The sequence below is a fragment of the Virgibacillus alimentarius genome, assembly GCF_000709085.1.
GTDB classification, from domain to species: domain Bacteria; phylum Bacillota; class Bacilli; order Bacillales; family Amphibacillaceae; genus Virgibacillus_B; species Virgibacillus_B alimentarius.
On the sequence record NZ_JFBD01000045.1, the window covers coordinates 21,445 to 34,900 of the forward strand.

The 13,456-nt window shown below is 39.8% G+C and carries 9 protein-coding genes and 1 pseudogene; 2 read left to right on the forward strand and 8 right to left on the reverse strand.

All coding sequences use genetic code 11. The annotated features are described in order from the left end of the window. The first annotated feature begins 10 nt into the window (after positions 1 to 10). Entirely contained in the window at positions 11 to 1,240 is a 1,230-nt protein-coding gene (locus GZ63_RS0107830; RefSeq protein WP_029268360.1) for a dicarboxylate/amino acid:cation symporter, read from the forward strand. A gap of 334 nt (positions 1,241 to 1,574) precedes the next feature. On the opposite strand, the gene GZ63_RS0107835 is transcribed toward GZ63_RS0107830, so the two are convergent. The 8 genes and pseudogenes from GZ63_RS0107835 to GZ63_RS18100 form a co-directional block, all read right to left on the reverse strand. Next, positions 1,575 to 2,558, reverse strand: a complete 984-nt coding sequence (locus GZ63_RS0107835; protein WP_029268361.1) for a zinc-binding dehydrogenase — start codon at positions 2,556 to 2,558, stop codon at positions 1,575 to 1,577. A 23-nt stretch (positions 2,559 to 2,581) separates the two neighbouring features. After that, complete coding sequence (locus tag GZ63_RS0107840) at positions 2,582 to 3,505, reverse strand: ArsA family ATPase (RefSeq protein WP_029268362.1); 924 nt, start codon at positions 3,503 to 3,505, stop codon at positions 2,582 to 2,584. Positions 3,506 to 3,519: 14 nt separating this feature from the next. Then, complete coding sequence (locus GZ63_RS0107845) at positions 3,520 to 3,777, reverse strand: cory-CC-star protein (protein WP_029268363.1); 258 nt, start codon at positions 3,775 to 3,777, stop codon at positions 3,520 to 3,522. A 73-nt stretch (positions 3,778 to 3,850) separates the two neighbouring features. Continuing rightward, the gene (locus GZ63_RS0107850) at positions 3,851 to 5,584 is read right to left on the reverse strand and encodes a carbon starvation CstA family protein (protein WP_029268364.1); all 1,734 of its coding nucleotides are present in this window, start codon (positions 5,582 to 5,584) and stop codon (positions 3,851 to 3,853) included. Positions 5,585 to 5,752: 168 nt separating this feature from the next. Further along, positions 5,753 to 6,220, reverse strand: coding sequence for a DUF1641 domain-containing protein (locus tag GZ63_RS0107855; RefSeq protein ID WP_029268365.1), 468 nt, complete (start codon positions 6,218 to 6,220; stop codon positions 5,753 to 5,755). After that, a pseudogene (gene fdhF, locus GZ63_RS16535) lies at positions 6,213 to 9,157 on the reverse strand (formate dehydrogenase subunit alpha). Before fdhF ends, GZ63_RS0107855 begins: the two are co-directional and overlap by 8 nt. Positions 9,158 to 9,310: 153 nt before the next feature. Then, the gene (locus tag GZ63_RS0107865; protein ID WP_029268366.1) at positions 9,311 to 10,729 is read right to left on the reverse strand and encodes a hypothetical protein; all 1,419 of its coding nucleotides are present in this window, start codon (positions 10,727 to 10,729) and stop codon (positions 9,311 to 9,313) included. Between the two features lie 117 nt (positions 10,730 to 10,846). After that, on the reverse strand, positions 10,847 to 10,984 hold the full coding sequence (locus GZ63_RS18100) for a hypothetical protein (RefSeq protein ID WP_198020919.1): 138 nt from the start codon (positions 10,982 to 10,984) through the stop codon (positions 10,847 to 10,849). Between the two features lie 508 nt (positions 10,985 to 11,492). On the opposite strand from GZ63_RS18100, the gene GZ63_RS0107880 reads away from it, so the two are divergent. Beyond that, on the forward strand, positions 11,493 to 13,448 hold the full coding sequence (locus GZ63_RS0107880) for an aconitate hydratase (protein ID WP_029268368.1): 1,956 nt from the start codon (positions 11,493 to 11,495) through the stop codon (positions 13,446 to 13,448). The last annotated feature ends 8 nt before the right edge of the window (positions 13,449 to 13,456 follow it).

The following is a 13,456-nucleotide window of genomic DNA, read 5'->3' on the forward strand; positions in this document are numbered from 1 at the left end:
GATGAATGTTTTGAAAGAGAAGTTAAAAGCCTACCGATTTCCATTAATTCTTCTTTCTTCTATTTTCATCGGATCAATCGTTGGATTCATTTTTGGCGAAAAGGCGAATGTGATCAAACCATTAGGTGATATTTTTATCAACCTATTGTTTATGGTTGTCATTCCCCTTGTTTTCTTTTCCATTTCGTCTGCCATTGCAAACATGAATAGTATGCGACGACTTGGAAAAATTATGGGGTCGATGATTTCCATTTTTGTGCTTACTGGACTTATTGCATCTATCGTTATGCTTGCTGCAACAGTCATGTTTCCACCTGGGTCTGGTACAGATATTCCATTAGAGACACCAGATGATGTCGAACAATTAACCGTATCTGAGCAAATCGTAAATACATTTACGGTTCCGGAATTTGTTGATTTATTTTCTCGTGACAGTATGCTGGCATTAATTATTTTTTCCGTACTTATCGGGGTAGCTACAGGGCTTTCTGGTGATCCCGGACGCCCTTTTGCTAAATTTCTAGTCAGTGGATCAGAAGTTTTTATGAAGCTTGTTCAACTAATTATGTACTACGCACCTATTGGGTTAGGAGCCTATTTTGCTTCCCTGATCGGTGAATTCGGGGCAGATTTAATTGGAGACTACGCAAAAGCAGTTATTATTTATTATCCGGTCGCTGTCTTATATTTTGCCATTGGTTTTACACTATATGCTTTTTTAGCGGGAGGGACCAAGGGAGTTACCCATTTTTGGAAGAACATCCTCGCTCCTGCAGCAACTTCGCTTGGAACTGGAAGCAGTATTGCTGCACTCCCAGTGAATCTGCAGGCAGCCAAAAAGATAGGTGTTCCAAAGGATATCCGTGAAACAGTTCTACCACTAGGCGCTACGATTCACATGGATGGATCCTGTCTTGCTGCGATGTTGAAAATAGCTTTTATTTTCGGGGTACTAAATAAGGATTTTACAGGAATTGATACATTTTTAACCGCGATTGGAATTTGTTTATTAGCAGGGGTTGTAATGAGCGGAATACCCGGCGGCGGATTTATTGGAGAAATGATGATCATTACATTATATGGCCTGCCAATCCAAGCACTGCCAATTATATCTGCAGTTGGTGTTGTCGTTGATCCTCCAGCAACAATGGTTAACGTGACGGGAGATACCGTATCAAGCATGCTTGTTTCAAGACAATTGGAAGGAAAAGACTGGATGGAAAAAGAGGAAATCGAGTAGAAGGGGCTGGGACATAACTAGCCAAAATATCTTAAAAAAGGTTCCAACCATCAAAAATTGATGGTTGGAACCTTTTGAGTTTGAGTTATTTTCATCATCTATGGTTGGATTTGTGTCCCAGCGAGAAAAGCACGTGTCTGATGACCCCACGTGAAGTGGTTTTCTTCCGAGGAGGGTGAAGTCGTGCCCGCGGAAAGCAGCCACCTGTAGTGGAAGTCAACGGGATTAGTCCCACCCCCTTTTTTATAAGTTGATTCTGGGTTTTACTGATAAAGTAGGCCAACCGGTCGATAAGAGACTTGCTCCGAACCGTTAAAGTGCACATCCTGCACTATTACTCACTAATTTTTATCGCAACTTTACCAAATTGTTTTCCCTGATTTAAGTATTCCATCGCATCACTCGTTAAATCAAATTCAAATGTGCGATCTACTACGGGATGAATATTATGTGTATCAATCAATTTGAGCATGTCCCGCAGTTCTTCTCTGCTTCCCATCGTTGTTCCAAATAATTTATATTGCCCATAGAAAAATTCGCGCAAATTAAAATCAACGACATCTTCCGTGGTAGCACCAAAGACAACGATTTTTCCGCCTTTTTTCAACACTTCCAATGAACGATTAAAGGTTGCCTTTCCTACACTTTCAATGACCAAGTCAATGCGTTCCTCTTTTAATTCTTCAGGCCAATCGCTATTTGTATCAAGGGCGATGTCAGCACCTAATTCTTTTGCCTGCTCTCGTTTTGTTTCACTTCTTGAAGTAACAATTACTTTTGCTCCTGCACTTTTTGCAAAAGATATCAGATAAGTAGCTACGCCACTTCCTGCTCCAGGAATAAATACGGTTTCACCTTCTTTCACCTGACCTTTTGTAAATAATGCACGGTACCCTGTTAAAGCTGCTAAAGCCAATACCCCCGCTTCTTCCCAAGACAAATGTGCTGGCTTTTTCTCCACCTGTTCTTTCGAGATCACTATTTTTTCTGCTAATGTTCCGTGATCCGGCATTCCCAGGATGTCAAATTCTTTCGGCGGAGCGTCACTATTATCGTACCAGCGAAGAGCAGGATTAATAATCACTTCGTCCCCTGGCTTGATATTTGTCACGTTTTCTCCAACGGAATCAATCACACCAGCCCCGTCCGATCCTAGGATTAACGCGTCAGCTTGATTCCCGCGGCGGTTTGGTATCCCTACATCGCGACGATTTAATCCGGCAACACGCAATGCGACAACTACCTCATCTCTTCCTGCAGTTGGCTCGTCCATGTTTTTGATTGCTAATTTTCCATGTTCATGAATAAATCCCTTCATTCTAACCTTCCTTTCTAAATCATTCAGAAATATTTGCTTACTCTAACTAGTTGGTGTTTATTCATTATATCATGAGAAAACATTGGTATATAAATTAACTGCTGATCGGTAAACAACGATGTGATTTTTTCGATATATTTTTGTTCATGCTCTTTCCTTTTCTTAAAAAAGTTTCCGTCCACATCATCTGGGAGCACTTTATTGACAATAAGTGTTCTTACATGCAAATGGTACTTATCTAATAATTCAATTGCTTTTTCAGTCTCTAAAATGGGCAGGCGCTCAGGGTTTAAGACGAAAATAAAACCAGTCTGTTTCAAGTCCAGCAATATTTTCCTAACTTCAATGAAACGTTCTTGACGCTTTTTTAACACATCATAGATGGGATCCTCAACCGGTTCACCGTCGTTTAGCAGCTGGGAGTAATTTTCATTTGTCTTCTGTCGCTTTTGCAACAAACCGTCGATCCAAACGCCCATTAACTCAGGTAAGGAAAGCAGCCTGATTGTGTGCCCTGTTGGTGCAGTATCAAAAATTAATTGATCAAACTGATTACCTTCCTCTAAAATGATTGTAATCAACTTATCAAAAAGCGCAGCTTCGCCTGCCCCTGGAGAGGCTTTAGCGGTATCTAGCTGACGATTCACCTCCTCGACCATCGTTGACTGAACCATTCCTTTCATATTTTGTTTTACCCCTTGGATATAATTTTCTGTTTCCTTTTCTGGATCTATTTCAAGTGCGTATAATTGTTCGGTAACTTTTCTAATATCCCCGCCAATTTTTTTATCGAAAATATCACCTAGATTATGAGCGGGATCTGTTGAAATCAGTAATGTTTTATAGCCATTTGCGGCTGATTTCCACGCAATTGCCGCAGCAGATGTTGACTTTCCTACACCGCCTTTGCCACCGATAAATATGATTTTCTTTTCCATCTCAGTCATTTTACATCCCTCATTTAACAACACCGGATTCCCGAAATTGGTGATTTTTCCATCCCCATGCGCAGATGCCAATCATGAAATTTTTCAATTATATATGGATATAGCTCCAATGTATAATAATAGGCCGGGTTTGGAATACCGAGCATCTCCGAATAGATCAATAATAGAAATATATCGTCTTCATCTCGCAGTTCACGAGCTACTTCCTGACGATGTGGCATACTTAGTATTTCTTCATAAAGTTCGATTAGTTTTTTTATTTTATCCAACACTGAATGTCACCTCCAACTTATTGGAAAAAGGGATCCTTTATTGATCCCTTTTTCCCATTGCATGTACATTAAATTAACCCTTATCGATTGGGTTATCTATTTTTCCGCTTAAAGCTGAAAATGCAGTAAGTACGATCCACACGGCAAAGACAAAGATGATCGCTCCTAGGACGAATAATAATGTGTTGGAATCATCCCCAATCCAGGACCATTCGAAAACGACCTGCTGGAACATAGCATACAGTGTCATGAACATAACGAAGATCATCGGAATTAAAACAACTGCATAATTTCTCCCTAACCGCTTCAGCCAGATGGCAATAAGCAGTAAGCTGATTCCAGCTAGCAATTGATTTGCCGTACCGAATAACGGCCACAATAAGTAGCCACCGGATCCAAACCCTTTTGGCCCTTCTGGCAATAAAACCAGTGCAGCACTAGAAATAACAGCGATCGATGTCGCAACATGTGGCTTGGATAAAGAAGGAACATGGTATTCGATACCCAGTTCACCAATAATATAGCGCATTAATCTGACGGAGGTATCTAAACTTGTCGCTGCAAAGCTAACGACAATGATTGAAACAATTGTAGTTGCGATATCGGTAGGAATTGCTAGACCAGAAAATAATTGTGCGGCACCTTCAACAAAGATACCTAACCCCATTTGATTCGCATCTGTAAAACTGCTATAGGTAGCTAAAAATTCCTCCGAACTGCTGAAAAATGTAATAACAGCAATAATTGCAATTAATGCTAAAACACCTTCACCTACTGCTCCAAAATATCCAACAAATCGTGCTTCCGTTTCATTATTAAGTTGTTTGGAAGATGTCCCTGATGAAACAAGTCCATGGAATCCCGAAATTGCTCCACAAGCGATGGTGATGAATAGCAGCGGAAACCAGGAAATATCCGCATCCGGATTTGTAGCCGGAGCAGTAACAGAAGGATTTAAGAAAACCATTCCCAAGTATAAAAGTGCAAGTCCAAGCACAAGTTGATGGGAATTAATAAAATCCCGTGGTTGCAACAGTTTCCAAACCGGTAATGTGGAGGCGATATAAACATAGATCATTAAAATAATAATCCAGATGAAAAATGCAGATGATACTGCTCCGAGTCCAAATATTCCAGTAGCTCCTTCACCACCCATATACTGTACTAAATCAATTTGCAAGAAACTTACTTTACTTGCAATCATCGCCGTCACATACATCACAGCGAGTGCCAGAATAGATGGGAGCAACATTTTTTTGTTTCGTTTATAAACGGCATTACCGATCCAAATAGCTAGTGGAATTTGAATAAATACAGGCAAAACACTTGCCGGGTAAGAAATAAATAGATTTGTAACTACCCAAGCGAATACCGCGTTTACCATTAATACGAGAATGAGAATGATAAATAGAAATAAAATTTTTGCCCTTTGACCAACTAGTTTATTCGCTAGTGTTCCAACAGATTGTCCTTTATGGCGAACAGATAGTACTAATGTACCAAAATCATGCACACCAGCAGCAAAAACAGTTCCTAAAAGAACCCACAGGAGCGCCGGTACCCATCCCCAATATACAGCAATAGCCGGACCAACGATCGGTGCGGCTCCTGCTACAGAACTAAAGTGATGTCCCCATAGCACAAATTTGTTGGTTGGTACAAAATCGACCCCATCTTTATATCGGTGTGCCGGTGTGACATAATTTGGATCGATTTGAAAGATTTTCTCTGCAATAAATTTTGAATAATAGCGATACCCTAAAATGAAAATAAGTATTCCTATAACAGCCAGTAAAATACCACTCAATTTTTTACCTCCTTTGTTTTTTTACTATTCAGATAATCATAGGAATAGGTCGTCTAATAAACCTTATGTAAACAGACGAACTTCTAGTACAAATAAATGGAATAGTTTGTTTATTATTAATATTAAAACAAAAGGGCTGTCCTTTTGCAAGAAACAGCCCCTCGTTCATCACTCTTTTCCCATTCCACGTAAAAATGTCAAGAGCATTGTGACGCTTCGGTTTATTTCCGGATCCTTTAACGCTTTAAATAAATCCATATACGATGTGGATTTATCTGTTTCCATTGTATTTACATCTTGTAAACCTTGTGTTACCTTTTTGCTGAAGTCATTTAATTCCTCTACTGGCAATTCACCGGTCATTAGGAAAAGATCACTCAGATTTTCTAAAATAGTAGCATACTCCGGCTTATTTGCTTGTTTTACGACATTTGCAATCGCTTCATCTTTTTGTTTTGTCAGCGCATTTAATATTTCTAATACCCCACTCTCATGGAGTGTTGCTAAAAATTCGATACTTTTTAATATGGCCTCTTTATTTTCACTTATACGATCGATCACTTCAGAAATATTATTATCTTTGACTTCTTGCTCAGATAATTCCATTTTTTTAATTTTCGTAATTGGATTAGCCATTTTGTTTCACCTTACCTTTTGGGAAAGCATAATCAGCACGATTCCATTTTTGCTCCACTTGCACACCGATTTGTGGCTGGCGGTTGCCGCGCCTGAAATTATGATCTGGGAGCGGGCTTTTCCCTTTTTTCTTTAAAACTTCCATACGAACAGCAATTTCTTTATATGCAGGTGTGTTCGTATCTTTATCAACACGATTATCGGATAAAAAGTTCACTGCAGATTCGCCGCTAGAGTTAAGTGGTAAATACAGTTCATTATTTCTTACCCGATCTGTCACATGCACAACACAAGTAGCTTCACCAGTATGTGAAATTAATTTCACTTCGGCTCCTTCTTCTATCCCGCGCTCTTTAGCTAATTCCGGAGATACTTCCACATAACACATCGGCATTTCTCTGGCGATTGCTGGTGATTTGTAAGTCATATTTCCTTCATGGAAATGCTCAAGCACTCTTCCGTTATTTACATGGAGGTCATATGTTTCGTTTGTCTCATAATCATAATTAAACTCAAGCGGGAAGAGTCTTGCCTTTTTGTCTTCAAATGGAAACCCATCTAAAAATAGCACAGGAGAGTCCGTTCCATCTTTTTCTACAGGCCATTGCAGACTGTTATAGCCTTCTAAAAGCTCATAGCTTACACCTGCAAAAAGAGGTGTGAGCGATGCAGCTTCATCCATGATTTCGGATGGATGCTGATATCCCCAATCATACCCCATTTCCTTTGCCAATTCTGTCAAAATAACCCAATCTGGCTTGGAATCACCAACAGGTTCAAGTGCTTGATATAATCGTTGAATTCGTCTTTCTGTGTTTGTAAACGTACCGTCCTTCTCTAGGCTTGGTGAGGCAGGTAAAATAACATCCGCAAATTCTGCTGTACGGGATAAAAATAAGTCCTGCACAACGAAAAAGTCTAATTTTTCAAATGCGTTTGTAACATAATTGATGTTTGCATCCACGATACCGGTTTCTTCTCCTTTGATATACAGAGAACTGAGACTGCTTCATGGCTCGCAGCAATCATTTCATGGTTATCTTTTCCTGGTTCCGCCTGAATTTTCGTGTTCCATGCCTTTTCATATCGTTTTCTGACCACATCATTTGCAACTTTTTCATATCCCGGAAAGAAATCTGGCATACTCCCAAAATCACTGCAGCCTTGCACATTATTATGGCCTCTTAATGGATATGCTCCTACACCTTTACGCATATAGTTCCCTGTAATAAGCAGCAAATTCGATATAGCAGTACTTGTATCACTTCCGAGTTGATGCTGTGTGACACCCATTGCCCAACAGATTGCCAGTTTATCCACACTCGCTATTTCCCGGGCAATTTCCTTTAAATCTTGCTGGGATATACCCGTTAATTTTTCTGCATATGCTAATGTAAATTTACCTAAGCTTTCCTTATATTCGTCAAAGTTATTGACCCACTTGTCAATAAACGTACGATCTTCCCATCCTTGGTCAATAATATACTTTGTAACTGCTGATAACCATACTAAATCTGTACCACTGTTAGGTGAGAAAAACTTGTCGGCACGTTGCCCCATTTCATGCTTACGTAAGTCAAATACATATAACTTTTGTCCGAACAACTTTTGCGAGCGTTTAATGCGTGAAGCGATAACCGGATGGGATTCTGCTGTATTGGTTCCAATACCAATAACCATGTCCGCTTCCGCTATATCATCAATCGAACCGGAGTCACCCCCATGACCTACCGTGCGAAATAGTCCTTTTGTTGCTGGTGACTGACAATAACGCGAGCAATTATCCACATTATTCGTTCCAATTACCTGGCGGGCGAATTTTTGCATTAAATAAGATTCTTCATTTGTTGCTTTTGATGATGAAATAAATCCTAAAGCGTTTGATCCTTTTTCTTCTTTAATATCCTTAAAACGTTTTGCAACATAGCTTAGAGCTACGTCCCACTCTACTTCTTCAAAGTGGTCCCCTTTACGAATTAATGGTTTTGTAAGCCTCTCTTTGGAGTTAACATAATCCCAGCCAAACTTTCCTTTAATACAAGTAGATATCCCATTTGCAGGTGATTCGTGCTGTGGCTCAACACGTAGTACTTTCCGGTCCTTTGTCCAAACATGAAATGAACAACCAACACCACAATATGTACAGACCGTCTTTGTTTTTTCAATTCGTTCTTCACGCATTGCAGCTTCCGTATCTGAAATGGCGAACAACGGCCCGTACCCTGTTTCAACATGCTTGGTAACATCAATCATAGATCTTAATAAGCCTGGTTCTGTATCGGTCATAAAGCCCGCTTCGCCAAGCATATCTTTTTCCATTAATGCATTACATGGACACACCGTCACACATTGCCCGCAGCTGACACAAGAAGATTGATCAATCGGTACATCATTATCCCAAATGACACGTGGCTGGTCCCGCTTCCAGTCAATTAATAACGTTTCATTAACCTGAACATCCTGACATACTTCTACACACCGCCCACAAAGGATACACTGGTCTGGATCATATCTATAAAACGATCCGGAATTATCCACTTCATAAGGTTTTTCTTTAAACGGTCTTGATTGGTGTTCAAGTCCGAATTCCGCCACCGTATTATGAATTTCGCATGAGCCATTATTATAATCACAAACCGTACAATACAACTCATGGTTTTCCAAAATTCGATCCAATGCCTCTTTTTGCGCGCGATGAGCTATCTCAATTGTCGTATTTACTTCCATCGCAGCTTCAACCGTTGTACCACATGCTCGTTTTATTTCCCCGTTCACTTCCACCATACACGTATCACATGTCTGGATAGGACCAAGGGATTCGTTATAACAAATTTGCGGAACAAATTCATCGGTTGTATTAATTAACTCTAGTAAATTCTGACCAGGATCGGCTAAGAATTCCGTTCCATTTATAGTTACGATGATATGATCTTGCACTATCCTTCCTCCTTAAGTGATTTTTTTCCACGTAAAACGCTTGCAAAAGATCTATATGCGCTTATCCCCTATTTTAACTCAATTCAAACAATTCTCAATAGATTTAACCAAAATAAAAAGGTCTCACGAGAGAACCTCCCCCTCCTTGAGACCTTAAAACAGGTAAACTGCTACAACGGTTGTTACAAATAATCCGGTGAGTACTGGTATAAAATTTTTGCGCACAAGGTCCATCACGGAAATACCGCAAAAGCCTGCAATAGCTATGAGAGATGACCAGGCAACAATGGTGCCTCCACCAGTCCAAATAGAACCTAGCTGGCCGATCGCTGCGAGTGTTTCCGTATCTATTGCCCCATTTTCTAAAGAAGCTGCGAGTGCACCAGTTAGCGGTAAACCGGAAAATCCTGATCCATCCAGCCCAGTAATAATTCCTATGATTAGAATGCTAAGCGCTGCCAGCAATGCACTTTGAGGCAAATATCCTTGAATTGCTTGAACCAGATCAAATAAGAATGCTGGTGGCTCCTCCATTGTCAAAATTTGACCTGAGAAATCCGCACTTCCTAAAAAGAAAAACCCAGCTATCGGAATAACCGGACCCATTGCTTTAAATGCAAAGACAAATCCGTCTGTTATATGGTTTGTTATATAATCAAGGGCATGCTGCTTTCCAAATGCCACGGTGGATAATAATAAGAGTATTACAGCAACACCGCCGATAAATGCTGCACCATCGCCTCCTTCAAGGCCACCCGATCTTCCACCTTCAAATTTTGTATAAATCATGTATACAACAACAAGGAATAATGATAATGGTACCAAAATAGAAAATACTTTACTCCAAGCCGTTAAATGTTTCGTATAAGCTTTTTTATCATTTGTACTTGTCGTGTCTAAAGCAACAAGATCGGATTCATTTAAAGGGTCATGTTTAGAGCGGATTGTTTTACGGTAAAATAAATAAGCTAAAGCGATCGCTGTCGCCCCGGCAATTAAAGACAATATCAATGCTTTATCGGCTACTAAACTCGTATCAATCCCAGCGGATTTAGCCGATAAACTAGGCGCTACTTGAACAATAAAATCGGAAGAAAGCGCCATTCCCTGGCCTGCTATTGCAACAGCCATTGCTGCCAGCATAATTGGCAAACCTGACCTGACAGCTGCGGGTACTAATAAAGCACAAATAAGCGGAACAGCAGGTGTTGGCCAAAAAAATAAAGAAATAACGTACGTCACAATAACCAGGACGAAATAGGAGATGTGACCATTAATCATCACTTTTTGGATCGGTCTTATCATGCGTCGATCTGCACCAAGATCCCGCAAAGAATGAAGTAATGCTAACATAAATGTAATGATCAAAAATATATTAAAAAGCTCTGTAGCTGCAACTAAATTGGCGTTAAAAATGGCTGTAAAACCTTCGATTACACTGCCTTTATATACCCAGGCAATCACAAATGTTCCTAGCAGCGATGGAAGTACAACGCCTTTCCTGAAAATCATGGTAAAGATAATCAAAAGTGTAAATAAACCATATAACAAATGGGACGTTGTTAATACCACATTACCTTCTTCCTTTCATTCTTGACTTGTGTGATTAGCCTATGCGCAATCAAAGAAAGAGGTGATGGAAATAGGGTAATAAATAATAACGAACATACAACGTGAAAACAACGATTATTAGTTCAAGCTCTTTTCTTGTTCTTCTGCGCAATAGTTACATAAAAGTGCACCATCTTTTTGATCCCCATCAAAAAATCCGTTTTCACAGTACACATTTTTTCCGCAATGCTGGCATGTTCCGATCAATTCTCGCATGTTATACACTCCGTTTTTACAATTTTCTTTATTATAGAAGGAATAGTTTTTAAGAAAAAGAGATATGCTTTTATTTTCATTAGTGATTAATAAAAGGCATAAATGGGAATGGATCAACATAGCTATTTATTTGGAGGGTTTTTCTGATGACAAAAACGAAATGATCGTTGACTGGCATAGTTCGATTGAATTTGTTGTGAAACATATGAAGCAAAGGGCACATTTAATTCGTATGATGCGGATATAATGTTTATGGTAAATGTCATAAGTATTGATACCAGGCAGAAGGATCGGGATGAACATGGAATACTACTTTGGAGACGGGTGGCATTCTTATTGACAAGGAGGTAAGTATGAATATTGAAATCAAAATGCATAAACAAGAACCAAGTAAATAAAAAGTGTATATCAGGGCAATACTAGCGTCTAGTATTGTCTTATTTTCGTTGAACTCTTTTGCGTTCTGTTGGAGGGTAAAAAAAATCAATATTAAAGGAGGAAAAATAGAATGGCTTTGAATGTTGCAAAGAAGTTAATAAAGGATCATCTTGTATCAGGAAAGATGGAAAAAGGGGAAGAAATAGGTCTAAAGGTTGATCAGACTTTAACACAAGATGCAACTGGAACAATGGTAATGTTAGAGCTTGAAGCGATGGGACTAGACTACGCGAAAACAGAGGCCTCTGCACAATATGTCGACCACAACCTTATTCAGGTGGATAGCAAAAACCCGGATGACCACTTATTTCTAGAAAGTGCGGCAAAGAAATTTGGGCTTTATTATAGCAGACCGGGAAACGGCGTTAGTCATCCTGTACATATGCAGCGACTGGCTAAGCCCGGTAAGACATTGCTTGGTTCAGACAGTCATACATGTGCAAACGGATGTATGGGGATGCTTGCAATGGGTGCTGGTGGAATTGACGTTGCGATGGCTATTACAGGCGAACCCATTTATATTAAAATGCCGGAAATTTTTGGGGTAAAACTAACTGGCGAACTGCCGGATTGGGTAAGTGCGAAAGACGTTATTTTTGAATTGCTCAGGAGATACGATGTAAAAGGCGGTGTCGGTAAAATTATTGAATATTACGGTCCTGGTCTTGATAACTTATCAGCAATGGACCGCCATGTCATCGCTAATATGGGCGCTGAACTGGGCGCAACTGCCACTGTTTTTCCTTCTGATCAAGAAGTGAAACGCTTCTTGAAGCAGCAAAATCGTGTTGATGATTGGATTGAATTAGTAGCGGATAAAGATGCTACCTATGACAAAAATGATGAAATTAATTTATCTGAATTAGAACCGCTTATTGCAAAACCATCAAGTCCTGGAAATGTAGTGCCTGTTAGAGAAATAGCTGGTACACCTATTTACCAATCCTATATTGGATCATCTGCAAATCCAGGATACCGCGATTTTGCTATCGCTGCAGAAACCGTAAAAGATAAAACGATCGCATCAGGCATGTCTTTTGATATTAATCCGACTTCCAGACAAATGCTCACTAGCTTGGTCGAAAACTTTCATATAGCGAGCCTTCTTCAATCCGGAGCAAGATTGCATCAAGCTGGTTGTAATGGCTGTATTGGGATGGGGCAGGCACCTGCTTCAGGAAGAAATAGTCTGCGAACCACTCCAAGGAATTTCCCGGGACGCTCAGGTACGAAGGAAGATAGTGTTTATCTATCCAGTCCCGAAACTGCAGCCGCATCTGCATTAACTGGAAAAATTACAGATCCGCGGGATTTAAATATGCCATATCCAAAAGTGAAAGAACCAACAAAAGTAAATGCGAAAGATGACCTTCTGGATCAACCGCTGTCTCACGAAGAAGCAAAAAAGGTTGATCTAGTAAAAGGTCCTAATATCGTTTCCATACCAGCAATGGATAAGCTGCCGGATGAGTTGGAAATTCCGGTTTTATTAAAGGTAGGAGATAATATCTCAACGGACGAAATCCTAGCAGGTGGAGCAAGGGTTCTCCCATACCGGAGTAATTTGCCGGAAATTAGTAAATTCACCTATGAAGCTGTCGATCCAACCTATGTAAAACGCGCCATGGACACGAAAGAAAAAGGTGGTCACGCAATTGTTGGTGGGTACAATTACGGACAAGGATCAAGCAGGGAACACGCAGCGTTAGCACCACGATATTTAGGTCTACGAGCGGTACTTGTCAAAGATTATGCCCGAATCCATTGGCAAAATCTTGTTAACTTTGGTATATTGCCACTTACATTTGTAAATGAAAAAGATTATGATGAGCTAGATGCAGGTGAAGTCATCAAGTTAACCAATCTAAAAGATACATTTATGAAAGAAAATAAATTAACTGCCACACTAGCTAACCAAAATAAAGAAATTGAACTAGCGTATAGTTTATCCGATAGACAAAAAGAAATTATTCTGCAAGGCGGGTTAATCAACTGGATTGCGGAAAAGAATAAAGCATCCAAATAAAATAAAAA